This window comes from Lentzea californiensis (genome assembly GCF_024648825.1).
GTDB lineage: Bacteria > Actinomycetota > Actinomycetes > Mycobacteriales > Pseudonocardiaceae > Lentzea > Lentzea californiensis.
The window spans coordinates 454,775-476,483 of sequence record NZ_JANBBE010000007.1; the positions used below are offsets into that span (position 1 = coordinate 454,775).

Consider the following 21,709-nt stretch of genomic DNA (forward strand, 5'->3'; position numbering starts at 1 on the left):
CCCTCAGTTCTGGAGAACGCTCGTTCTCCGGCATGGGTGCTAAGGTAGAGAACGAGCGTTCTCCGTGGCAAGGGGTGATGGTGGTGACGACGGACACAGAAGCTCGGGAGCGGGTCCTGGAGGCCGCTGACCGGCTGTTCTACGCGAAGAGCGCGCACGCGGTCGGCATGGACGAACTGCGCGCGGAGGCGGGCGTCTCGTTGAAGAAGCTCTACCAGCTCTTCGACGGCAAGGACGCGCTCGTCGAGGAGGTGCTGCGCCGGCGGGAGGAGGCCATCACCGCCGCGACCATGAAGTACGTGCTGCGCGCGGTGACGCCGCAGGAGCAGGTCCTCGCGGTTTTCGACTGGATGGCGGACTCGTCCGGCACGACCGACTTCCGCGGCTGCGCGTTCATCAACTCCTACGCGGAGCTGGGTCCGTCCTCAGACCGCGTCACGGCGGTGGTGCGCCACCAGAAGTCCGGTGTGCGGGGCGCGATCGCGGCGATGGTCACGGGCATGGGGAAACCGGAGTGGGTGGCGGACTCGATCTTCCTGCTCTTCGAGGGGGCGATGACGAACACCGCGATCACGGTGTCGTCGGAACCCGCGCGGCAGGCCCAGAAGGCGGCGCGCTTCCTGCTGGAGTCCACATAGGAACGCGCCCCCGCCTGGGTGTCGGCGGGGGCGCGCAGGTCTATCGCTTCACCTGCATGCGCTTACGTGCAGGGCAGGGCGTCCGGATCGGCGCCCGCCTTGGGCACCCACCGGATGTTCGCGAACGAGGCCTGGAACGCGCCGTCGGTGTAGACGAGGAACGGCGTGTTGATGTTCTCCAGGTCCAGTCCCTTGTCGGAGAAGCAGGAGACCGGGATCTTGACGGTCGACTTCTGCCCGACGGGGAGGTTGCGGAACGCCTGCGTGGCGTCGATCTCGGCCATGCACGGGTACACGCAGTGCGAGCTGATGACCGTGCGGTTGGCCGGGGCCTGGTGCACGATCACGTCGAACTGGAGTGCCGCGTTGGCGTTGCCGTAGCCGCGCAGGTCGCTGCCCGCCGCGCTCTGCAGGTACACCTGGCCGGGGCCGGTGCCGGTCCACGTCGTCTTGAGCGCGTCCTGCTGGACGTTGACGTCGGACTGCACGACGTTGAGCTCGGCGTGCGAGGCCTGGCCGTCGGGCCCGACCACGGTGCCGCCCCAGTTCTCCGCCGAACCGATCATCGACTGGTAGGGCGCGACGTCGGTGCGGTTGAAGATCTCCAGGTCCTCGGTCGCGGTGCCGCCGCCACCACCGGAGCACAGGGCGCCGGGGCTGGTCTCGTCGAGCTTGCCGACGCGGCCGGTCTCCCAGTCGCGCAGGCCGTAGCCGAGCTTGAACAGCGGCTTCTTGGCGGGCTCGCCGGGCAGCGCCGGGCAGGCCTCGCCGGGCCACGAGTAGGACAGCTTGCCGCTGAACCCGTTGTGACGGCCCTTGATCAGCAGGTCGGCGATGCCGCCGCCCTCGGAGCCCGGCAGCCAGGCGGCCACGAACGCGTCGGAGCGGTTGATCTCCTTGTTCATGTACAGCGCGCGGCCACCGACGTAGACGGTGATGACCGGCTTGCCCTTGCCGGACACCTTGTCCAGCACGGCGATGTCCTGCGGGTGCAGGCGAGCGGCCTCGAACGAGCGCTTGCCGAGGTCGCCCACGCCCTCCGCGTACGGCGTCTCACCGATGACGGCGATGACGGCGTCGAACTGCGCCGGGTCGACACCGTCAGCGGTCTCGGCGAACGTGACGTTCGTGGTGCCCAGGGTGTCCTGGATGCCCTTGAGGATGCTGGTGGCGTTCGGGAAGTCGGCGTTGGTGTTGCCGGTGCCCTGCCAGGACAGCGTCCAGCCACCGGTCTGGTTGCCGATGTTGTCGGCGCTCTTGCCGACCACGAGGACCTTGCTGCGCTTGGACAACGGCAGCACGCGCTTGTCGTTCTTCAGCAGCACGGCGGACTCGCGCACGGCCTCGCGGGCGAGTTCCTTGTGCTGCAACGCCTTGGCCTCGCCCGCGTGCTCACGCAGCGAGGGCTTCTTGGCCTCGAAGACACCGGCGCGCAGCTTGACGCGCAGGATGCGGGTCACCGCGTCGTCGATGCGGGCCATCGGGATCTCACCGGACTCGACCTGGGCGATCGTGTTGGTGATGAGCGCCTTCCAGTCGTTCGGGACCATGAGGATGTCCAGGCCGGCGTTGATCGCCGCCGCACAGCTGGAGTTCGTGCAGCCCGGGACCTGGCCGTGGCCGTTCCAGTCGCCGACGAGCAGGCCGTCGAAGCCCATCTTGCCCTTGAGGATGCCGGTCTGCACGTACTTGGAGCCGTGCACCTTGCCCTCGGCGATGACGTCGTTCGTCCAGCTGTTGAACGAGATCATCACCGACTGGGCACCCGCGGCGAGAGCACCGTAGTAGCCCTGGCCGTGAATGTTGATCATGTCCTTCTCGGACGAGGCGTTGACGCCCTGGTCCTTGCCGCCGGTCGTGCCGCCGTCACCGATGAAGTGCTTGGCGGTGGCGATGACGCCGTCCTCGCCGATGCGCTTCTTCGCGTTGTCCTGCAGGCCCCTGACGGCCTCGTAGCCGTAGGCGCGCGTGATCCGCGGGTCCTCGGAGAAGCCCTCGTACGTGCGGCCCCACCGGTCGTCCTGCACGACCGCGAGCGTGGGCGCGAACGCCCAGTCCTGGCCGGTCGCGCGAATCTGCTCGGCCGTGGCCTCGTTGATGTCGCGGATGAGGCACGGGTCCTGCGTCGCACCGAGACCGATGTTGTGCGGGAAGACCGTCGCGCCGTAGACGTTGTTGTTGCCGTGCACCGCGTCGATGCCCCAGATGACGGGGATCTTGGTGCGCGACTGCTTCGAGGCCTCGAAGTAGGTGTCCGCGAGCGCGAGCCACTCCTGCGGCGTCGCGTTCTTCTTGGCGCCGGGCCAGCTACCGCCACCGTTGAGGACGGAGCCGAACCCGTAGGTCGTGACGTCCGCGGGCGTGATCGCGGCGATCTCGGGCTGCGTCATCTGACCGACCTTCTCGGCCAGCGTCATGTCCTCGAGGATCGCCTTGATACGCGCCTCGTCCTTGCGGTCGCCCTTGAGCTGGCTCTCGACCTTCGGCCAGTCCTTGAGCTCGGGCAAGGACTTCTCGATGCGGGCACAGCCGTGCTCGGTCCTGGGCTGGCCGATGACCGGCTGCTTCGACGGCCAGTGCTGTGCGTCCTGCGCGACCGCCGCCGATGTGGTGCCGGCGGCGAGTGTCAGCCCCAGCACTGCGGCGAGAGTGCTTCTCCAATGCATGCCGCGATCCTCAACGGCGTGTTACGTCCACGTCAATGGGAACGCTCTCACGACTTTTTTCCGGAACTCCCAGGACGAAGCTCCCATACCGGCCCGATGGGTTCGTTCACGCGTGCGGCAGTGGGCCGGTCGGGTGACGATCGTGCGCGACACTGTGGGTTCTTGGGGTTGTCTGTTCGAACTGGACAGCGAAAGGCCCCCGGCTCCAACAGGAACCGAGGGGCCACCGAGTGCGGCGGATCGCCGCCACGCCTCCAGCTGGATGGCGAACGGCCCCCGACTCCCGCAGGAGCCAGGGGCCGTCGAATGCGTGCGTCAGCCGGCGAGCGCGCGCACCCGGCGCAGCACCTCGTCGGTGCCCAGCGTCCGGGCGACGGCGTGCAGGTCCGGGCTCGCCTTCGACCCCGTCAGCGCCACGCGGATCAGCTGCGCGGCCTCACGGATCGAGCCGGGGTACGCGTCCGGGTTCTTCTTGAGTTCCTTGGGGTTCGGCGCGAAGCCGTGCTTCGCGGCGAGCTCGCGGATCTGGCCGAACCACTCCTGGCCGTCCTCCAGGTCCGCGTAGCCGTCGGCGAAGTCCGCGGCGAACGCGGAGATCAGCTCGGGCGACAGGCCGCCGAGGCGCTCGTCGGTGCGGTCGGACACGAGCGGGAACAGCGACGGGAAGAAGAAGCCGTAGGCGGTGCGGAAGTCCGCCCACTTGCGGAGGTCCTTGCGCGGGTTCGCGACCTCCGGGCCACGCTCCACCTGCAAAGCCGCCAGAGCCGCGTCACGCTCCGAGGCCAGCACCGTGACCAGCTCGGGGTCGTAGGTCTCCGCCCACTCCGACACGAGCGAGATGATCTCCTCGCCGGACAGGGTGGCCACGTAGTCGGCGCAGATGTCGTCGAGCTTCACCAGGTCGACCAGCGGACCCGCGACGCCGCACTCGGCGAGCGAGATCGGCGCTTCCAGGGCCTCGGCGAGCGGCAGCTCGGCCAGGCGGGCGTTGACCAGGCCGCGCATGTAGTACTGGACGGCCGGGGCCGGGAAGCCCGCCTCGATGAAGAACTCGACGGACGCCTCGGGGTCCTTGCGCTTCGAGAGCTTGCGCCGGGAGCCGCCCTGCTGCTTCATCAGCGGCGCGATGTGGGCGTACTCGACGCGGTCGAAGCCCAGGGCGTCGAACAGCTGCAGGTGTGTCGGCACGGACGAGATCCACTCCTCGCCGCGGATCACCAGGTTCACGCGCATCAGGTGGTCGTCGACGGCGTGCGCGAAGTGGTACGTGGGCAGGCGCGGCGACTGGTCGGACGCCTTGAGGATCACCACGTCGTTGCGGTTGGCGTCGTGCTCGAGCTCGCCGCGGATGGCGTCGACGAACTTCGTCCGCTCCCCCGCCTTGCCCGGCGAACGGAAGCGCACGACGTACGGGCGGCCCTCGTCCAGAGCGGCCTGGACGTCCTCGGCCGTCTTGTCGCGCCAGATCGCCCAGCGGCCGTAGTAGCCGGTCGGCAGCTTCGTGGCCTGCTGACGCGCGGTGATGTCCGCGAGCTCTTCCTTCGTCGCGAAGCACAGGTACGCGTGGCCGGAGCGCAGCAGCTCACGCACGTACGTCAGGTAGACCTGCTCGCGCTGCGACTGGTGGTACGGCCCGTACGAGCCCACGGCGTCGGCCTCGTCGGGCTCGATGCCGAAGTACTTGAACGCCTTGTTGAACTGCTCGACGGCGCCGGGGACCTCGCGCGCCTGGTCGGTGTCCTCGACGCGCACGATGTACGAACCACCGGAGTGGGACGCCAGGTCGCGGTCGATCATGCCGACGTACAGGCCGCCGATGTGCAGGAACCCGGTCGGCGACGGCCCCAGGCGGGTGACCTTCGCGCCTTCGCCCAGCCCGCGGGGCGGGTACTGCTCCTCCCAGTGGGACGGCTCCGGCAGGTCCGAGGGGAACAGGGCGTCGACGACGGCACGGTCGAGCATCGCTAGGGGTCTCCAAACCAGGGAAAGAAGTACCCCCAGGTTATCAACGTGCGCGAGCCGAAATGCTGGCCCCTCGGTGATCGGCCTAAGCTCACACGTCATGGCCAAGTACCTCGACGTCCACCCGGTCAACCCGCAGAAGCGCGCCATCGACCAGGCTGTGCGGATCCTGCAGGAGGACGGCCTGATCGCGTACCCGACCGACTCCTGCTACGCGCTCGGCTGCCGTCTGGGCAACAAGGACGGCATCGACCGCATCCGGGAGATCCGCAAGCTCGACGACAAGCACCACTTCACGCTGATGTGCGAGAACTTCGCCCAGCTCGGGCAGTTCGTCGTCGTCGACAACGCGGTGTTCCGCGCGGTCAAGGCCTCCACGCCGGGCGGCTACACGTTCATCCTGCCCGCGACGAAGGAGGTGCCGCGCCGCATGATGCACCCGAAGAAGAAGACGGTGGGCGCGCGCATCCCGGACCACGTCGTGACGCAGGCGCTGCTCGAGGCGATGGGCGAGCCGCTGCTCACCAGCACCCTGCTGCTGCCCGACGAGGCCGAGCCGCTCGTGCAGGGCTGGGAGATCAAGGAACGCCTCGACCACGTGCTGGACGCGGTGATCGACTCCGGGGAGTGCGGCACCACGCCCACCACGGTGGTGGACTTCTCGAGCGGCGAGGCCGAGATCATCCGTTACGGCGCGGGCGACCCCGAACGCTTCGAGTGAGCGCTATGCGCGGCGCTTCCACTGCTGGTAGACGACCCCGCTGTCGCAGGGCTGCAGCCGGACGTTCGTCATGCCCAACCTCGTGAGGCACTTGCCGGAACTGAGGTGGCGGACGCTGAGGCGCGTAGCCGAGCCGCTCACCACCCAGACCTGCGACGGCGACCCGTTGCAGCCCGCGAGGCTCACGGAGTCGCCTGCCTGCGCCGCGCACCTGTTGCTCTGGTTGCTGACCAGCTGGGTCTGGCGGCCGAACGAGCCCACCCACCTGAAGTTCTGGAACGCGCCGTCGTTGCACCCGGTGTGGTAGACGTCGCCGTAGGGGTGTCCCACGTACCCGTCCAGGCAGGTCGGCGTGTTGACACTCTGGAACTTCCAGGTCACGGCGGCCGCGGCCGGCTGGGCGGCGGCGACGGACAGCCCGGCCGCGGCGACGACGGCGAGCGCCGCGGGCACCAGCCTGACGAAGAGCTTCTTCATGTCGTTTCCCCTCTGCCGCGTCCACGACTGGACGCGTCCCAGCGGGGAGCGTGCGGGACCACCCTTGCAGGTCCCTTGCGGGAATCCTTGAACCCGCAGGTCATGGGCGGTGGCGGCGCGACGCCACCACCGCCGGTGAGGACCTACGAGACGACCAGCGCGTAGTCGGCGTCGGTCGCGGCGGTCTCGACGTGCCCGTCCACGTTGACCGAGGTCGCGATCACTTCGACCGTCCAGTTGCCCGCGGCGGGCGCCTGGACGAGGACGTTCTCCACGGTGTCGACGGTGTTCGCGACGCCGCCCGCCGTGGACCAGTTGCCGGCCAGCAGGCCGTTGTTGCCCCAGTAGACGGTGCCGTTGGGGGCGGTGACCTTCAGCGTCAGGTCGTTGACGGTCGCCTTGGCCGCGGTCGGCGAACCGGCCGGGTCGGTGTAGGCCAGCGTCGCGCGCAGCGGCGTCTGGCCGTTGGACGCCACGGTGTACTTGCGGGACTGGCCGGTGACCAGGAGGTCCGTCTCGTTCACCAGGACCGGCAGCTTCCAGCCGCCCGCCTTCGCGCGGTCGTAGAGGTTGCGGACCGACGCCGTGCCCCAGCCCTGGTGCGTGCGGGTCTGGTCGTGCGTGGTGCCGGAGAACGCGTGCTGGTCGGCGGTGTTGATGAGCAGCGCCTTCGCGGTCGCCGCGTGCGGGCGGGACGTGAACACGTCGCGCTTCTTGCCGGGGGCGCCGTCGAACACGCCGTCGGACCACATCTGGAACAGCAGACCGGCGTTGCCGCAGGTGATCGGCGTGGCGCCGGACGTGCCGCCGAACGACGTCGTGTAGGCGGTGTCGCTGGTGGACGTCGTGGTGTCGATGCGGTCGTAGAAGTTCGAGATCTCCGGCTTGATGCGGCCGTCGGCGGCGGGGCCGATCGACGCTCCGCCGTTCCACTTGTCGTCGGTGCGCGAGGCGGTGTTGTAGTGGTAGTGGCCGCCGACCGACAGCACGTTCTTCGCCCACGCCTGCGGGCGCGAGCTCCTGGTGCCCGCGTTGCTCTGCGACTGGCAGATCAGCAGGTCGTGGTCGAACACGATCCGGTCCATCTGCTGCGAGATCGAGTTGTACGACGTGGTGAGCGCGTCACCCCAGCTGTTGGACTGGAAAACCGCCCGGTACTGGCCGGCCGGGTCCACGAGCTGCTTGGTGTGGGCGTAGCGGTCGCCGGAGCCGTAGATCGCGAAGATGCCCTGCGCCTCGGGCAGCAGGCCGCGGTGCGCGGACGAGACGCCGGACGCGAAGATCTGCCCGTACGTCGCCGTGCCGTGCGAGGTGCTCGACGAGTTCCCGGTGTGCATCACCGGCGGACGGGTGCGGAACTCCTGGTGCGTGGTGCGCAGGCCGCCGTCCATCACCTCGCCTCGCACGCCCTGGCCCTTGTAGCCACCGACGCTCTCGACGTAGTTGGCTCCGGACGACTCGCGCGAGATCGCCATGTCGGTCTCCGGCGCGGACACCGGGTCGATCGCGATCACGGCGGGCAGCTTCGCGAGCTGTGCGGCTTGCCCGGCGTCCAAGGTGGCCATGATGTGCTCACGGCTCTCGGAGATGACGTTCACCTTGCCGCCCAAGGACTTCACTCTGGCGGCAACGGCCTTCTGGTCGGCCGCGTCCTGCTCGACGAGCGTGATCAGGTAGTCGGACGAGCCGCTCAGGGCCATGATCCGCGGCTGGGTCTGGAACGGCTTCACCTCCCGCACGTAGCTCAGCCGCGCGACGCGCTCGGTGTTCGTCATGCGGGCGAGGTAGGTGCCGTCCTGGACGAACGCGCCGAGGCGCACGCCGAGCCCCTCGAGCTGGTGGCGCTGACCGTCGGACAGGGTGGTGCGGAACTGCAGCAGGTAGGCGCCCTCGGCCGGGGCAGCGACGGCAGGAACGCCGCTGATCAGCGAGAACACCGTGGCGATGCTCAACATTGTGCGCAGCACGAATACAACCTCCATCGGCAGGGTTGGCGGCAACCGGAGGAAGTAACCGCCCGTGACCAGGACGTTACCGGGGAAGGCCAGGTCAGGACATCAGTCGTTCGGCGGTGATCATCTCGCGGAACGGTGTAGAACAATCCCTTCCTCTGCCGATGTCCACGTTCACCCGGATGGTGCATCCGGAGTAACGTCCGATCAGGTAAGCCCGACATGCCCGGCAAAGCATTTCCGCGCGGAGGACGGATGTCTGTCGCACCTGAGCAGCTGATGGAAGAACTGCGCACCTTGTGCCGAGGGCGCGGTGTGCAGACTCCCGGTATCGACTTGCACGTCGGACCGGCGCTGCGCCAGGTCTGCGGCGTCGTCGAGACCGATGGCGCGGAAGCGGTGCGGACGAAACTGCGCGACTGGGTCGCGAACGCGGCGCGTGCTTTCCCGGCGGAGGTCCGCAACGCCGTTCTGGCGCCGCTCGGACTGCACGACGACGCGCAGTTCCGGTTCCTCAACGAACGCATCGAGTGGCTGGCGCGGCAACAGGACCGCGGTGCGCGAACGGTGCGCAGGAGGATGGACGCCGGACTGCAGCGCCTGGTGGAAGTGGCGCTGCAGCCGGCCCCTTCGACGACGCACGTGGCGCCGTCGGAACTGTGGCACGTCAAGGAGTTCGACGCGCTGCTGAAGCTGGACGGTCCGACGCCCGCGTGCACGGAACGCCGGACCGTTGTGGCCGACACCGACGGTGTCAACGAGATCGCGTGGTCGATCACGATCCCCTCCCCCACGCCCGACGGCGCTCCAGGCGACCTGGACGTGGAGGTGTTGCACGGGGTCGAGCTCATCGGCCACGAACGTCCGTCCCCGCGGCGCTTCCTGATGAAGCTGCGGTTGCCCCGACCCCTCAACGCAGGGCAAACGCACCAGTTCGCGCTCGAAGTGCGCGTGCCGCGCGGACAATCGATGCGTCCGACCTACGTGTTCTGGCCGGAGCGGATGTGCGAGTCGTTCCGGTTGCGGGTGCGGTTCGACCGGGACGACCTGCCGGAGTCGGTGTGGCGCGTCGAGGAAGCCCTGGCGCGCGACACCGATGACCTGACGCCTTGGCCGCAGTCGTTGCCGCTGGACGAGATCGGTGAGATCGACGTGCAGTTCCCACACCCTCGTCAGGGCCGCGGCTACGGCGTGCAGTGGACGCCACGCTGATTGCCGGAGCCGTTCAGATCATTTCGATGCAGAAGTGCGGTTCCACGGCTGACACCTCCCTTTGATGGCCAGGGAGAACCGCAGTCCGAAGCGGAGTCAGATCACCGTCGCGATGAAGACGCTGCCGGCCATGAATCCCACGAAAAGGCAGACGGCGGCAACCTTCACAACGGTGGCGAGTGAGCAGATCATTCTCATCGAAGAATTCACCTTCTCATTCTGACTGGCTTTCGGGCTGTTGTTCTCGCCGATGCACCAAGAATGGCTTTTCGCCAGCAGAATGAGAACGGGTTTCCTGTTTCACACTGAATGAGGAAACCCTCGGAGTGTTATTTCTGGGTCGTGCGGCGCAACGCCATGACGAGCAGCGCGTGGGAACTGCCGGCGTGCGGGAGCATGCCCTGGCGGACGAGGTCGAGCGCGTGGCAGAACGGCATGGTCCGCACGCGCAGGTCCGCCTCACCGGGTTCGAGCGACGGCTCGCCCTGGGTGAGGTCGGTGGCCAGGAAGATGTGGTCGACGTGGTTGCTCAGGCTGTCGGCGCCGTGGATCTGGCCGAGCCGCTCCCATCTCGCCGCCCGCAGCCCGGTCTCCTCCGCCAGCTCACGACGTGCCGCGGCAAGGGGATCGGAGTCCGTCTCGTCGACGGCGCCACCGGGCAGCCGCCACTCCGTGCCGCCGTGGGTGTAGATCCACTGGCGGGTCAGCACGACCTCGTCGTCGTCCTGGATCGCGAGGACCGTCACCGATCCCGGCGCCACGACGTGGGTGTAGGTGCCATGACCGCCATCGGGTCTGACGACCTTGTCGGAGCGGACCTCGAACCACGGCGACCGGTGGACCACGTTGGTCGCCAAGCGCTGCCAGACCATCACCACACCAGCCGCCTCGTCGAGCCGCGTCATCACCATGACTCACATGGAACCATCGCCGACCGCTCCAGATAGACCCAGTTGATCGTCAATCACAGGCCAATTAATGGACATTCCGCATTCGGGTGTTTGACGACGTACACACTTCCGGGGGAGGGAGGGGGTGAAGCCGTTGCCGCCCACGTTCGCCCAGGAGGTTCGCCGCCTGCGCAACGAGCGCGGGCTCTCGCTCAACCAGATGACCGGCCTCGTACCGTACAGCAAGGGACACCTCAGCAAGATCGAGAACGGCCAGGTTCACCCGAACCCCGAAATGGCCAGACTCTTCGACAACGCGCTGCAGGCCGACGGCCATCTGATCGAACTGGCCGACGCCCCGGAACGCCCGATCCCGAGCGACCACACGACGTTGCTCACCTTCGACTCGATGTTCGACCACCACCGCGCCCTCGGCCACCGGCTGAGCCCGGAGGTGGTGCTGTCGAGTCTGCGTCCCCAGGTCGACGCACTGAGTTCCATGGCCCGCTCCGCCGACGACCCCGGCCTCGGGCGCGGCCTGTGGCTGCTGGCCGCCCGGTACGCCGAGTACGCGGGCTGGATGGAACAGGAACGCGGCGACGACGCCTCGGCGGCCGATTTCACCCGGCGCGCCGTGAAGTACGCGGCGAAGGGCGGTGACTCGGAGCTGGCGTCCTGGGCACACGTCCGGATCTCCGAATTCGCTCTGTACCGCGGTGATGCCCGCGCCACCGTCAAGTACGCGCGCGAAGCCGGCAAGTCCCGCTCGACCGCGGTGCAGGCGGCGGCCGCCCTGCGCGAAGCCCAGGGCTACGCCCTCGCCGGGGCCGCCGACCGCTGCCACGCCGCCCTGGACCGCGCCGCCGAACTGCAACGGGTATTGAGCGAATCCCCGTACGGCACAACGAGTCTCATCGATCAGGTGGCCATCGCGCGCGCCTGGACGTTCCACGACCTGGGCCGCCACGCCGAGGCCGCCGCGATCCTCGACACCCAGATGCCGCTGATCTCCCCCACGGCCCTGCGCGCCCGCACCCGCTTCGGCCTGCGCAGGGCCCTCGCGCACGCCGAGGCCGGCGACGTCGACCACGCCTGCGATCTGGTCGCCGACCTGCTCGACGACATCCGCCAGGTGCAGTCCGCGACCGTCCACATCGACCTGACCGCGTTCAGCAAGTTGTTGTCCCGCTTGAGGCCTGCGGCGGGGCGCGAGGTGGCGGGCGAGATCGGCGAGATCCTCTTCGCCTAGACGTCCGCGCGGTCGTGGCTGTAGGGAGCCTCGCCGAAGTGGCTCAGCGCATGGTGCAGCCGGGTTCCGCCCTCATCGCCGAACCGCCCGATCCGCCGCGTCCGGCCGGTCCGAGGTGTGACCACGAGAACGTTGTGCCGGGTCAGCCGCAGTTCCTGGACCTCCGCCCAGCCGAGTCGGCGGCCGCGGAACGACAACCCGTCCGGCGAGACGGTCACCCACGGGCCGAACACGAAGCGGCGCAGGAAGTTCCCGGCGAGCAGCACGATGACGCCCCAGCCCACCAGCGACAAGATCTGGTGGCCGCCGAAGCCCTCGAACGCCCACGGCGTGCTGCGGACCGCCGCGATCGTCGCGAACATCAGCAGCACGAGTTGGACTTTCCAGTTCAGCCACGACTTGCGCGTGTCGACCACGGTGACGTCACGGGTCGGTTCGTCGAGCTTGATCGCTTCGAGGTCCTTGCCGAGGTCCCGCGCGAGCGGCCGCGCGACGCGGAACACGAGGTACAGCCACGCCGGCGCGAACGGCAGCGTCAGCCACGCCCAGCCTTCGAACGGCTGGCCGGCGGCACGGACGTGGTGCGAACGGCGTCCGGTGCCTTCGCGCTCGAGCGCGACCTTCCGGCCGATGTCGGCGGGGCCGAGGAAGCCCACGATCTCCTCGCCCGCCGGCTCGGCCGCGCCGTCGTAATGGAGGTCGGCGGCGCATTGGTGCCAGAAGCCGAATCCATGCGTGCTGACCGGGCCGTGGCGGTGGCAGATCCGTGCCACCGCGTAGGTCTGGCCCGGCGCGATGGCGGGGTCGGGGCCGTGCACGCCGTTGGACTGGCTGATGATCGTGGCACCGATCAGCCAGCCCAGCACGGTCAGGAACAGAACGACGAAGGCCAGTTTCCCGGCCTTCCTCCGCAACTGTGGGTTCACCCGCACCTACCTCGCCGCCGGCTCGTGCCGCTCGGGCGTCCTCTGGTACCTGTCCGGCGCAGCCACGTCACGCGATCAGAGGCTAGCGGAACGGGTTGGACCGTACGGGCTAATCGCCTTGGCCCGGGGGACCGAGGCGATACGACCGCGTGCGGAACCGGCCTAGACCGCGGTCCGCTGACCTTCCCGCTCCAACGCCTCGGCCATCTCCACCCAGGCCTCCGCGCAGCCGCGTGCCATGTCCGCCACCAGTTCCCGGCAGTGCGACGGCACCCCGGACACGACGGTGGCCCACTCGCCGGACGACACCGCGTGCGCCTCCAGCCAGCGCAGCACCAACCGGCCGTGCTCGTTGAACCGCAACGAGGGATCGCGCCGCAGGATCGGCAGCGTGACGTCGGGATCGCGCACCTCGGTCCGCCCGGCGGGCAGCACGGCGTCGGCCCGTTCGGCGGCCCGCATGCGTTCCGGCACGGGGTCCATGCCGGCGCTCAGGCGGCGGCGGACGTCCCGGACGGTGCCCGGTGACACCCCGGCGGCGCGGGCGATGTCGCGCAGTGAGGCGTCGGGTCGTTCCTGGACCATCCGGCCGGCCAGGCGGCGGCCGGCGGCGGAGTTGACCGGCCGGAGCTTTCCGTCCCTGCCGATCCGCACCGGGGCCTGCCCGCCCACGGCGCGCCGCAGCACGCCGACGGACTTGGCGGCGAGGCCCGTGGACGCGGCGATCGCCCGGTCCGACCACTGCGGGTGCGAGCGCAGCAACCTCCTGGCCGCCGACTCGCGGTCGGCGGTCGACAGCGTCGCGAGGTTCAGCGACACCGCCAGGCCGAAGAGGTCCTCCGCTGGCCCGTCGACGTACTCGACCTCGACGGAGCGGCAGCCGCGCAGCACGGCGGCCTTCAGGCGGTGCGTGCCGTCGACGACCTTCATCGTCGAGCGGTGCACCACGATCGGTGGCAGATGAGCGCCGGACGACGCGAGTGAACGAACGAAGTCATCGCTGAGGCCACGAAGCCGTGGCGAGTCCGCGGACCGCAGCGCGGTGATGTCTACGAGCATGCTGAATCGAGCCCCCCAGGCTGAATCTCCCCAGAACCCCCAGGTGTCCGGAGACGACCAGAGCAGGTTAGCTACTCGTTCAACGGGAGCGCCACTCAATCGCGGGACAGACGTCCATCACCATGCGCAGACCGGCCTCTCGCGTGCGCGCGTACGCCGCGTCGTCGACCACGCCGAGCTGGAACCAGACCGCCTTCGCCCCGATCGCGACGGCCTCGTCCGCGAACTGGCCGGCGTCCTCCGAGCGGCGGAACACGTCCACGACGTCGACCGGGAACGGGATGTCCGCCAGCGTCGGATAGCCCTGCTCGCCGTGCACGGTCTCGGCGGACGGGTGCACCGGCACGATCTTCTTCCCGCGTTGCTGCAGGAAGCGGGCCACTCCGTGGGCCGCGCGGGACGGGTTGTCCGAGAGGCCGACGATGGCCCAGACCTGGCAGTTCTCGAGGATCCAGTCGACGTCTTCGCGCATGCCGTCCACCCTAACCTTGTGACCCCGGTCACATTTGCCGGAAGCCGGTCGAAACACCGGGGTCCCCGATCGACGCCTCGGTACAAACGCACCTGACACCAGCCAGAGGAGATCGAGATGCGGTTCATGGTCATCGTCAAGGCGAACGAGGACACCGAGAACTTCGTCATGCCCACCACAGAGGAACTGGCCGCGATGGGCGACTACAACGAGGAGCTCGTCAAGGCCGGGGTCATGCTCGCGGGCGACGGTCTCTACCCGAGCGCGAAGGGCGCGCGGGTCGCGTTCGACGGCAAGGGCGGCACGACGGTCGTCGACGGCCCGTTCGCCGAGACCAAGGAACTGATCGCCGGCTTCTGGATCTGGGAGCTGCCGTCGCTGCAGGACGCCGTGGAGTGGCTGAAGAAGGCGCCGTTCCAGACCGGTGAGGTGGAGATCCGGCAGATCCACGGCCCCGAGGCGTTCGAGAGCGTCGTCACGCCCGAGATCCAGGCGCAGGAGGACCGCATGCGCGAGCAGATCGCCGCGCAGGGCCAGTGAGCGCGGGGCGGGGCCGGGCGGCGACCGCCCGGCCCTGCCGCGACAGCCGAAGTCGTTGCGGGAACAGGAAGTTCAGCGGACCGCGGTCCTGATCGTGACCGCGTTCCGGGTCAGCGTCCGCGACGGGGTTTCGCGCGCTTCGCGGGCTGCTTCTTCTGCTGCGACGCCGGACCCCGCCGTTGCTGGGATGCCTGCTTGGGAGCCTGCTTCTGCGCCTGTTTCTGCGTTTGCTTCTGCGCGGGCTCGGCCGCGGGGCCGCGGGTGCTGTTGGCCGTGCGGCCGCGCACGATGCCGATCATGTGCTCGATCAGCTCGGGGTTCTCGTCGCGGATGGGGAACGACAGCGCGACGCGCGACTGCGGCGCGTCGGACAGCGGCACGTGCTTCAGGTCCTTGCGGTGGTGAAGGCGGGCCAGCGACTGCGGCACGACCAGCACGCCGGCGCCCGCCGCCACGACCGCGATGGCGTCCGCGGTGGTCTCCGGGCGTTCGACGGGCGGCTGACCGGGCACCTCGTCCCAGACCAGCGTGTCGTCGAGCGGCTGCCACAGGACTTGCTCCGCCAGGTCCTCGAGGGACAGTTCCTCGGCCGCGGCGAACTCGTGGTCCTTCGGGAACACGACGACCGTGGTCTCGGTGTAGAGCGGGATCGCGTGCAGGTCCTCCCGGTCGCCCGGCAACCTGAGCAGCGCGGCGTCGGCCTCGCCGGCGCGCACCTTGGCGGCCGCTTCGGCGACGGGTACCTGCACGAGGGTCAGCTCGGTCTCCGGCAGGCGTTCCTGCCAGACCCGTGCCCACTTGCCCGGCGTCACGCCTGGGACGTACGCGAGCGTGAACGATCCGGTCACGCGCTGAGGCTACCGGACGCAACGGTTACTCTTTGCGCATGAAGTCGCAGCAGACCATGAAGCCCGCCACCGCCGCCAAGAAGCTCGGCGTGTACCTCGAGGCGACGCCCGAGGAGTTCCAGGCGGGCGTGGTGTCGCGCGACGAGCTGAACGAGCTGCAGGCCAACCCGCCGCAGTGGCTGGCAGACCTGCGCAGCAACGGCCCGCACCCCAAGCAGCTCATCGCGCAGAAGCTCGGTATCTCGACCAGCGCCCTGGTGCGCGCCGGCATCACCGAGGCGCTGACCACCGAGCAGATCAACGCGATCAAGGACGAGAACCCGGACTGGCTGGTGCACGAGCGCGCCACCTACAAGGAGTTCAAGGCCGAGGAAGCGCGTCTGGCGGAGAAGGCGCGCCTCGAAGAGGCAGAGGCGGAGTAACGGTCGGCCCGCACGAACGGGATCTCCCGCTCACCCATTTCGGCGCGCTCCGCACCTGGCGGGGCGCGCCGTCCCGTTTCCCCGCGCCTTCCGGCGCGAGCGAAAACAGGCTCACCGCCGCAAACTACGAGGATCGAGGCAGGCGAACGGTTAGGTTGGTGGGCATGGGCAAGTCCCCGGCTGTGGAGCTCGAGGTGGAGGACCGCGTCGTGCGGATCTCCAACCCCGACCGCGTCTACTTCCCCGCGCGCGGCGAGACGAAGCTGGATCTCGCGAACTACTACCTGTCCGTCGGCGCCGGGATCGTCCGCGCCCTGCGGGAACGGCCGTGCATGCTGCACCGCTTCCCCGAGGGCGTCACGGGCGAGAAGGTGCACCAGAAAAGGCTTCCGAACGGTGCGCCGCCGTGGATCCGGACGGTCCGGGTGCACTTCCCGCGCTACAACCGCCACGCGGACGAACTGTGCGTCACGCACGTCGCGGACGTGATCTGGGCGGTGCAGATGTCCACTGTGGAGTTCCACCCGTGGAACTCGCGCGCCGCCGACACCGAGAAGCCCGACGAGTGGCGCATCGACCTCGACCCCGGCCCCACGTGCACCTTCGACCGCGTGCGGCGGGTGGCACTGGTGGCGCAGGAGGTGCTGGCCGAACTGGGCGCGACGGGCTTCCCGAAGACCTCGGGCTCGAAGGGCCTGCACATCTACGTGCGGATCAAGCCCGACCACGGGTTCCAGGACGTGCGCAAGGCGGCCCTGGCGTTCGCGCACGAGGTCGAACGACGCGCGCCGGACGACGTCGAGACCACGTGGTGGCGCAAGGACCGCGACCCGTCGCTGGTCTTCGTGGACTACAACCAGAACACGCGCGACCGGACGATCGCCAGCGCCTACTCGGTGCGCGGCTACCCGGAGGCGACGGTGTCGACGCCGATCCGCTGGGACGAGGTCCCGGACGCCGACCCGCGCGACTTCACCATCGCCACCGTGCCGAAGCGCTACGCCGAACTGGGCGACCTGCACGCCGGGATCGACGACGCTGCCTGGTCGATCGAACCGCTGCTGGAGTGGGCCGCCCGCGACGAACTCGAGGTTCCCGATGAGCAGTAGCCCGCTGAAGTTCTCGTCGCTCGACCAGCCGTTGTTCGGCGGGTTGCTCAAGGGCGACCTGGTGGAGTACCTGGACTTCGTGGCCGGCCGGTTCGTGCCGGTGCTCGCGGGGCGGCAGCTGTCGGTGTGGCGGATCCTGCGCGGCCAGGACCCGTTCATGCAGAAGAACGTTCCCAAGTACACACCGGACTACGTCAGGACCGTCGAGGTCTGGGCGGAGGCGTCGCACCGCAAGATCAAGTACGCGATCTGCGACGACAAGCAGACGCTGATGTGGTTCGCGAACCAGCGCGCGGTCGAGTACCACGTGCCGCTGTACCTCGGTGAACACTTCGGCGAGGACCACTACCAGACCCACATGGTGCTCGACATCGACCCGCCGGAGGGCGCCGGGTTCGACGTCGTGGTCGGGTCGGCGCTGCTGATCCGCGAGGCGCTGGCGCAGGCCGGTCTCGAAGGCGCGGTCAAGACCAGCGGCGCCAAGGGCGTGCACATCTTCGTGCCGCTGGAGGAGCACTCCCCCGACGACGTGGCCGCGGCGACGCGCGCGGTGGCCGTGCGGGCGGAGAAGCTCGACCCGTCGCTGGCGACCACCGCCTACATCCGGGCCGAACGGGGCGGGAAGGTGTTCCTGGACTCGACGCGCGCCTGGGGTGCCACGGTCGTCGCCGCCTACAGCCCCCGGTTGCGCGAGGGCCTGCCGATCTCGTTCCCCGTGCCGTGGGAGTCCCTGAAGGACGTCACGCCGGCCGACTTCACGATCAGGACCCGGTTCGACGGCGACCCGTGGGCCGAGCTGATGCCGAAGCCGCAACGCCTGCCCGCCGACCTGGTCGCCGAGGGCCACACCATCCCGGTCGCCCGCGTGGTCGCGATGCACGAGGGCAAGCGGCGCAAGGCTCAGCGGGAACGCGAGAAGTAGGCGACCACCGCCGCCGCGAGTGGCAGCGCCACGTGGGCGACGCCGGTGAACGCCGGTTCGTCGGTGGACACGAAGTCGCTGGCGCGCACCAGGAGTCCGGCCGCGACGGCCACGACCGCCGCGAACCTGGCGGTGCCGGTGGCCGAGACGACGATCAGCGGGACGACGACCAGCCCGGCCAGGCTCGCGTGGGTGATGTACGTCGGGGCCTCGACGGTCAGCGTGACGACCGCGTCCAGCACCAGCAGCGCGGGCGCGATCGTGCTGAGCCACCGCCCGTCCCGCCAGGTCCGGTACACCGCCAGGCAGGTGAGCGCGGCCGCGGTGGCGATCACCGTGACGTCCTCGCCGTCGCCGTTGATCGACATCAGGTCGTGAGCCGCGTAGGCGACGACGTAGACGCCCAGCGCTCCCAGACCGCCGCCCGCGACGGCCGGCCACCACGGGGTCGTCGTGCAGGCGACGGCGAGGGCGGTCGCCGCCAGCGCGTACGGCATCCAGGTGGAGTCGTGGCCGCTGACCAGGCCTGTCGTACCCGCCAGCAGGCCCAGCGCGGCGCCCGGCGCCCAGGGGTGGTCCCGGCAGGTGAGCACGAACAGCGCCGCGACCAGCGCCCACGGCCAGACCGCGGCGAACACGAAGGTGTGGGGGCTGGAGTCGCCGAGGCGGCCGAGGATGCCGCCGGGGATCGCCATCAGGCTCAGGACCAGGAGAGTCAGGGCCAGGCCCGCAGCGAGGCGGGGCAGCGCGGCCGTGAGGGCGGCAGGCGTGAGGGCGGCAGGCGTGAGGGTTGCGGCAGGCGTGGCCGGTGCCTCGCGGCTCACGGGCGGGTCCGACTCGGCCAGTGTGTGGCGGCTCGAGGGAATGCCCGGCTCGGACGATGTCTGGCGGCTCGAGGACATTCCCGGCTCGGACGAGGCGTGGCGCGTGGGCGAGTCCGACTCGGACGTTGCCTGGCGGCTCGTGGGCGAGCCTGAGTCCAGCTGCGTCCCGCGGACCGCGGACATGCCCGGCTCGGCCGATGCCTGGCGGCTCGCGGCCGACTCCACCTGTGCCCCGCGCCTCGCAGGCGAGCCTGAGTCCAGCTGCGTCCCGCGGACCGCGGACATGTCCGGTTCGGCCGATGTCCCACGGCCCGCGGGCGTGCCCGGCTCGGCCGGTGTCCGGCGCCGTCCCGGCGTGCCCGGCTCGGCCGCGCCTGAGCCGGACGCGGTGGGCGAGGTCTGCCCCGGCCTCTTCGGAATCGATCCCGCCTGGCCCCCTCCGGGGGAGGCAGAAGCCCCCACTCCCATCGTCTCAGGCGGCACCGACAGTTTCCGGGCCGTCGTGTCGTGCCCCGGCGGCTTCGAGGCCGACGCCGGTGCGGCCTTCTCCCCCAGCGCCTCTCGGGCCGCCGACGCCACCATGCGGCTGTCGTCGTCCGTCAGCCTCCGCAACGCCATCCGCGCCGCCAGCACCCGCCCCTCGTGCGCGACGGACAGCAGCCGGCGCAGTTCGGGGACCGCCCCTGCCCGCACGCCCGGCAGCGAGTGGTCGATCGCCTCCTGCAGTTCCGGTGGCAGCGGGGCCGGCACCGTGACCGGGCGGACGCGGCGGGCTATGCGCAGGTCGCCTCGCACGTCGAGCATCCACTTGCCGGGCGTCTGGTGCGGGGTCACGCGGCGGACGCGGTCGTAGACGTAGTCGTAGAGCTCGTCCAGGCCCACGTGGCCGTCCTGGTCGCGGTCGGCGTCGCCCGATTCCAGGCCGTGCACCAGGGCTGAGGTGAAGACCGACGGTTCGCCCTCGGACGAGTCGGCCACGGCGGCGCCCTCGAAGGCGTACTCCATGGCCGACGAGGCGGTGATGACGGCGCGGCCGCTGCCGCCGAACTGTTCCTCCAGGCCGACGGAGCCGCCCGCGCGGGCGACCATGCCCCGGCCGAACGCGCCGGAGTAGCAGCAGTCCAGCAGCAGCACGATGCGGCGGGAGCGGGAGCGGTTCATGCGGCGGGCCACGAAGTCCGCGGACACGGCGGTGCCGGCCAGGCGGGAGAGCTTGGTGCCGGACGTGGCGAAGTGCAGTTCGCCGGCCTCGTCCTTCACGCCGTGGCCGGAGAAGTGCAGGACCAGGAGGTCGTCCGGTTCGCGGTCGGCGAAGAAGTCCTCGACCGCCTCGTTCACCTCGGCGGCCGAGGAGTTGATCATGGTCCGCACGTGGAAGGCGCCGATGCGCGGGTCCGCGAGCACCTCGCCCAGGCGGGCGGCGTCGTGGGCCGGGGCGCGCAGGGAGGACAGGCCGGGGTCGGCGAACTCGTGGCTCGCGATGATCAGCGCGTAGCGGTGGAGGTGGCGGCCGAGCCACGCGGAACGCTGCGCCAGCTCGGCTTCCGACGGGTCGCCGGTCAGTTCCAGGGTGTCGCCGCCCGCCTCGACGGTCACCGATCGCTCGCGGCGCTGGCCGAGCCACGACGACACCGCGTTGATCAGCGCGGCCAGCACGGTCGACTGGGAGACGGTGGTCAGCAGGGTGCCGAGCTCGTTCAGGTCGACGGCCTTGGCGCCCTCGGGTGCCTCGCCGGGAACGCCGGAGACGGCGACGACCTCTCCCAGCTCCGTCCGCAGGAACGCGGTGAGCTGCTCGATTCGCTCGTCGTCGGCGCCGTCCTCGTACACGCGCAGTGTGACGTCGGTCATAGCGGCCTCCCACCCGAGAGGTCGCTCACCGGGCACGAAGCATTACGACGGGTCGGAACCCCGCAAGGCCGCCCACCACAGGCCCAGCACCGCGGCGATCACGGTGGCCGTGATCCAGCCGGTGAACCCGCTGCCGTCCAGGTAGGCCCAGAACAGGCCGACGACCGGCGCGGGCACCATGAACACCGCGTCGACCCGCAGTTGCGCGACCAGGCCACGCGGCGCGCGCGTGTCCGGATCGGGCTGCACGGGGTTGTCGAGCCGGCGGCCGCGCGGGTGCTTGGTCACCGGGCGGCCGGACGGGTAGACGGTCACTCCGCCGACGACGGCGACCCGGCCGCCGCGCAGTTCGACGTCCGACGGCGACGGCAGCGTCACGAGCACCGGGTCGTAGTAGACGGGCAGCCAGCGCTCGACCGGCCCCTCGACCTCCAGCCACGACCGCACCATCAACCCGGACTGCAGCCGGATCCGCCGCACGGACACCGTGGCCCCCTGCGCACGCGCCGATCGCACTGCCAGAAGCACCCGCACGGCACCGGCGAGGACCACCAGCAGCGCCACCGCGACGGAGAACGTCACGCCGCCCAGCGCCCGGTCGGTCTCCAGGAACAGGTCCGAGCCCGGGATCACGGCACGCGACGGGTCCGCGGGGGCGAACGCCACCTGCGTCTGCCGCCCGACGACCCGGGCACCGTTCTCGTAGGCGACGCGGGCGGTGCCGGACGGCCAGCGCACCTCGACCGCACCGTCCGCAAAGGACACGACCTCTCCCGTGTCGCGGGCCGTCAGCGACGCCAGCACCGCGCGGTCGTCCGAATAGGACAGCCAGGAGAACAACGCGACCACGAAGCACACGACGAGCACGACCGCCGTGGTGAACAGCCCGTAGCGCAGAGCACGAACCCGGGAACGCGACAAAGCAAGCTCCAAACAGAAAGAAACGGCCCGGCGGGAAGACCCGCCGGG

20 protein-coding genes are annotated in these 21,709 nt (G+C 69.9%); 9 read left to right on the forward strand and 11 right to left on the reverse strand.

Features of this window, described 5'->3' with window-relative positions:
- The first annotated feature begins 83 nt into the window (after nt 1-83).
- Nucleotides 84-638, forward strand: a complete 555-nt coding sequence (locus tag LX88_RS26615) for a TetR/AcrR family transcriptional regulator (protein WP_258950524.1) — start codon at nt 84-86, stop codon at nt 636-638.
- A gap of 62 nt (nt 639-700) precedes the next feature.
- Here the strand turns inward: LX88_RS26615 and LX88_RS26620 are convergent, their stop codons facing one another.
- Both LX88_RS26620 and LX88_RS26625 read right to left on the reverse strand, forming a co-directional pair.
- The gene (locus LX88_RS26620) at nt 701-3,304 is read right to left on the reverse strand and encodes a glycoside hydrolase family 3 protein (protein WP_258950525.1); all 2,604 of its coding nucleotides are present in this window, start codon (nt 3,302-3,304) and stop codon (nt 701-703) included.
- A 315-nt stretch (nt 3,305-3,619) separates the two neighbouring features.
- A complete protein-coding gene (locus tag LX88_RS26625) occupies nt 3,620-5,266 on the reverse strand; it encodes a glutamate--tRNA ligase (RefSeq protein ID WP_258950526.1) in 1,647 nt (548 codons plus the stop codon).
- A gap of 100 nt (nt 5,267-5,366) precedes the next feature.
- Here LX88_RS26625 and LX88_RS26630 point away from each other — a divergent pair, with 100 nt between their 5' ends.
- Entirely contained in the window at nt 5,367-5,987 is a 621-nt protein-coding gene (locus tag LX88_RS26630; RefSeq protein WP_258950527.1) for an L-threonylcarbamoyladenylate synthase, read from the forward strand.
- Between the two features lie 3 nt (nt 5,988-5,990).
- Here LX88_RS26630 and LX88_RS26635 read toward each other — a convergent pair whose 3' ends face one another.
- Entirely contained in the window at nt 5,991-6,464 is a 474-nt protein-coding gene (locus LX88_RS26635; RefSeq protein WP_258950528.1) for an RICIN domain-containing protein, read from the reverse strand.
- Nucleotides 6,465-6,607: 143 nt separating this feature from the next.
- A complete protein-coding gene (locus LX88_RS26640) occupies nt 6,608-8,431 on the reverse strand; it encodes a S8 family serine peptidase (RefSeq protein ID WP_258950529.1) in 1,824 nt (607 codons plus the stop codon).
- Between the two features lie 240 nt (nt 8,432-8,671).
- On the opposite strand from LX88_RS26640, the gene LX88_RS26645 reads away from it, so the two are divergent.
- Both LX88_RS26645 and LX88_RS26650 read left to right on the forward strand, forming a co-directional pair.
- Nucleotides 8,672-9,628, forward strand: coding sequence for a hypothetical protein (locus LX88_RS26645; protein ID WP_258950530.1), 957 nt, complete (start codon nt 8,672-8,674; stop codon nt 9,626-9,628).
- Between the two features lie 64 nt (nt 9,629-9,692).
- Nucleotides 9,693-9,851 (forward strand): hypothetical protein, encoded by a 159-nt coding sequence (locus tag LX88_RS26650; RefSeq protein ID WP_258950531.1) that lies wholly within the window; start codon nt 9,693-9,695, stop codon nt 9,849-9,851.
- A gap of 106 nt (nt 9,852-9,957) precedes the next feature.
- Here LX88_RS26650 and LX88_RS26655 read toward each other — a convergent pair whose 3' ends face one another.
- Entirely contained in the window at nt 9,958-10,539 is a 582-nt protein-coding gene (locus LX88_RS26655; protein WP_245983698.1) for an NUDIX domain-containing protein, read from the reverse strand.
- A gap of 124 nt (nt 10,540-10,663) precedes the next feature.
- On the opposite strand from LX88_RS26655, the gene LX88_RS26660 reads away from it, so the two are divergent.
- On the forward strand, nt 10,664-11,767 hold the full coding sequence (locus LX88_RS26660) for a helix-turn-helix domain-containing protein (protein ID WP_258950532.1): 1,104 nt from the start codon (nt 10,664-10,666) through the stop codon (nt 11,765-11,767).
- Here the strand turns inward: LX88_RS26660 and LX88_RS26665 are convergent.
- From LX88_RS26665 to LX88_RS26675, 3 genes are all read right to left on the reverse strand, one after another.
- Complete coding sequence (locus LX88_RS26665; RefSeq protein ID WP_258950533.1) at nt 11,764-12,693, reverse strand: DUF6346 domain-containing protein; 930 nt, start codon at nt 12,691-12,693, stop codon at nt 11,764-11,766. The two genes, LX88_RS26660 and LX88_RS26665, sit on opposite strands and share 4 nt — an antisense overlap.
- A 162-nt stretch (nt 12,694-12,855) precedes the next feature.
- Nucleotides 12,856-13,752: a ParB/RepB/Spo0J family partition protein gene (locus tag LX88_RS26670; protein ID WP_258950534.1), complete on the reverse strand. Its 897-nt coding sequence runs from the start codon at nt 13,750-13,752 to the stop codon at nt 12,856-12,858.
- Nucleotides 13,753-13,831: 79 nt separating this feature from the next.
- Nucleotides 13,832-14,224 (reverse strand): CoA-binding protein, encoded by a 393-nt coding sequence (locus LX88_RS26675; protein ID WP_258950535.1) that lies wholly within the window; start codon nt 14,222-14,224, stop codon nt 13,832-13,834.
- A 117-nt stretch (nt 14,225-14,341) separates the two neighbouring features.
- Here LX88_RS26675 and LX88_RS26680 point away from each other — a divergent pair, with 117 nt between their 5' ends.
- A complete protein-coding gene (locus LX88_RS26680) occupies nt 14,342-14,764 on the forward strand; it encodes a YciI family protein (RefSeq protein WP_258950536.1) in 423 nt (140 codons plus the stop codon).
- 110 nt (nt 14,765-14,874) lie between these two features.
- On the opposite strand, the gene LX88_RS26685 is transcribed toward LX88_RS26680, so the two are convergent.
- Nucleotides 14,875-15,612 carry a LysR substrate-binding domain-containing protein gene (locus LX88_RS26685; RefSeq protein WP_258950537.1) on the reverse strand — a complete coding sequence of 246 codons (738 nt, stop codon included), beginning with the start codon at nt 15,610-15,612 and terminating at the stop codon, nt 14,875-14,877.
- A gap of 56 nt (nt 15,613-15,668) precedes the next feature.
- On the opposite strand from LX88_RS26685, the gene LX88_RS26690 reads away from it, so the two are divergent.
- The 3 genes from LX88_RS26690 to LX88_RS26700 all read left to right on the forward strand — a co-directional run bounded on the left by LX88_RS26690 (nt 15,669) and on the right by LX88_RS26700 (nt 18,065).
- Complete coding sequence (locus LX88_RS26690; protein ID WP_258950563.1) at nt 15,669-16,034, forward strand: DUF5997 family protein; 366 nt, start codon at nt 15,669-15,671, stop codon at nt 16,032-16,034.
- Nucleotides 16,035-16,198: 164 nt separating this feature from the next.
- A complete protein-coding gene (gene ligD / locus LX88_RS26695; protein ID WP_258950538.1) occupies nt 16,199-17,143 on the forward strand; it encodes a non-homologous end-joining DNA ligase in 945 nt (314 codons plus the stop codon).
- On the forward strand, nt 17,133-18,065 hold the full coding sequence (locus LX88_RS26700) for a DNA polymerase domain-containing protein (protein WP_258950539.1): 933 nt from the start codon (nt 17,133-17,135) through the stop codon (nt 18,063-18,065). The genes ligD and LX88_RS26700 overlap by 11 nt, the downstream gene beginning before the upstream one ends.
- Here the strand turns inward: LX88_RS26700 and LX88_RS26705 are convergent.
- Nucleotides 18,044-20,740, reverse strand: a complete 2,697-nt coding sequence (locus tag LX88_RS26705; RefSeq protein ID WP_258950540.1) for a caspase family protein — start codon at nt 20,738-20,740, stop codon at nt 18,044-18,046. The two genes, LX88_RS26700 and LX88_RS26705, sit on opposite strands and share 22 nt — an antisense overlap.
- A 42-nt stretch (nt 20,741-20,782) precedes the next feature.
- Nucleotides 20,783-21,661 carry a hypothetical protein gene (locus LX88_RS26710; RefSeq protein ID WP_258950541.1) on the reverse strand — a complete coding sequence of 293 codons (879 nt, stop codon included), beginning with the start codon at nt 21,659-21,661 and terminating at the stop codon, nt 20,783-20,785.
- Between the last annotated feature and the right edge of the window lie 48 nt (nt 21,662-21,709).

Bases quoted from the DNA above. Each gene is read 5' to 3' on its own strand.
- LX88_RS26620 (WP_258950525.1), bottom strand. From the start codon at position 3,304: ATGCATTGGAGAAGCACTCTCGCCGCAGTGCTGGGGCTGACACTCGCC.
- LX88_RS26625 (WP_258950526.1), bottom strand. From the start codon at position 5,266: ATGCTCGACCGTGCCGTCGTCGACGCCCTGTTCCCCTCGGACCTGCCG.
- LX88_RS26630 (WP_258950527.1), top strand. From the start codon at position 5,367: ATGGCCAAGTACCTCGACGTCCACCCGGTCAACCCGCAGAAGCGCGCC.
- LX88_RS26635 (WP_258950528.1), bottom strand. From the start codon at position 6,464: ATGAAGAAGCTCTTCGTCAGGCTGGTGCCCGCGGCGCTCGCCGTCGTC.
- LX88_RS26645 (WP_258950530.1), top strand. From the start codon at position 8,672: ATGTCTGTCGCACCTGAGCAGCTGATGGAAGAACTGCGCACCTTGTGC.
- LX88_RS26650 (WP_258950531.1), top strand. From the start codon at position 9,693: ATGGCCAGGGAGAACCGCAGTCCGAAGCGGAGTCAGATCACCGTCGCG.
- LX88_RS26655 (WP_245983698.1), bottom strand. From the start codon at position 10,539: ATGGTGATGACGCGGCTCGACGAGGCGGCTGGTGTGGTGATGGTCTGG.
- LX88_RS26670 (WP_258950534.1), bottom strand. From the start codon at position 13,752: ATGCTCGTAGACATCACCGCGCTGCGGTCCGCGGACTCGCCACGGCTT.
- LX88_RS26675 (WP_258950535.1), bottom strand. From the start codon at position 14,224: ATGCGCGAAGACGTCGACTGGATCCTCGAGAACTGCCAGGTCTGGGCC.
- LX88_RS26680 (WP_258950536.1), top strand. From the start codon at position 14,342: ATGCGGTTCATGGTCATCGTCAAGGCGAACGAGGACACCGAGAACTTC.
- LX88_RS26690 (WP_258950563.1), top strand. From the start codon at position 15,669: ATGAAGCCCGCCACCGCCGCCAAGAAGCTCGGCGTGTACCTCGAGGCG.
- ligD (WP_258950538.1), top strand. From the start codon at position 16,199: ATGGGCAAGTCCCCGGCTGTGGAGCTCGAGGTGGAGGACCGCGTCGTG.
- LX88_RS26700 (WP_258950539.1), top strand. From the start codon at position 17,133: ATGAGCAGTAGCCCGCTGAAGTTCTCGTCGCTCGACCAGCCGTTGTTC.
- LX88_RS26705 (WP_258950540.1), bottom strand. From the start codon at position 20,740: ATGACCGACGTCACACTGCGCGTGTACGAGGACGGCGCCGACGACGAG.